Source organism: Streptomyces niphimycinicus (genome assembly GCF_018883605.1).
GTDB lineage: Bacteria > Actinomycetota > Actinomycetes > Streptomycetales > Streptomycetaceae > Streptomyces > Streptomyces niphimycinicus.
The window spans coordinates 1-544 of sequence record NZ_JAHLEM010001205.1 but is presented as its reverse complement, the minus strand read 5'-3'; the positions used below and the strand labels follow the sequence as shown (position 1 = coordinate 544).

General features: G+C 70.6%; 1 pseudogene. It reads left to right on the top strand.

Features of this window, described 5'->3' with window-relative positions:
• Positions 1-544, top strand: a pseudogene (locus KN815_RS48870) (polyketide synthase); the annotation flags it as partial.

The following is a 544-nucleotide window of genomic DNA, read 5'->3' as shown; positions in this document are numbered from 1 at the left end:
GATTGGGCGGCGGTGTTCCCCGGCGGTCGGCTGGTTGATCTCCCCACCTATGCGTTTCAGCGTGAGCGGTTCTGGCTGGAGCCGTCCTCGGCCCGGCCCGTGACCAGTGCGGTGGATGCGGCGTTCTGGGAAGCCGTCGAGCGCGGGGATGCGGAGGCTCTGGGGGTCGATGCTGAGCAGCCGTTGAGTGCCGCGTTGCCTGCTTTGGCGACGTGGCGGCGGGCGCGGCGGGAAGAGTCGGTGGTCGACGCCTGGCGGTATCGGGTGACCTGGACTCCGGTTGTGAGCCCCTCTTCGCAACTCTCCGGACCGTGGTTGGTGGTGATCGAGCCCGACGGAGCGGAGACGGACGTAGTCGCCGCGTTGCGGGCCGCCGGCGCCGAGGTGCGCGTTGTCACGGTCGAGGAACTGGACGCGCGCCCGGTCGCGGGTGTGGTGTCGTTGCTATCGGTCGAGGCGACGGTGTCGCTGGTGCAGGCCCTCGGGGTGGCCGGGGTCGATGCGCCGTTGTGGTGTGTCACCCGGGGTGCGGTCTCCGTGGTGG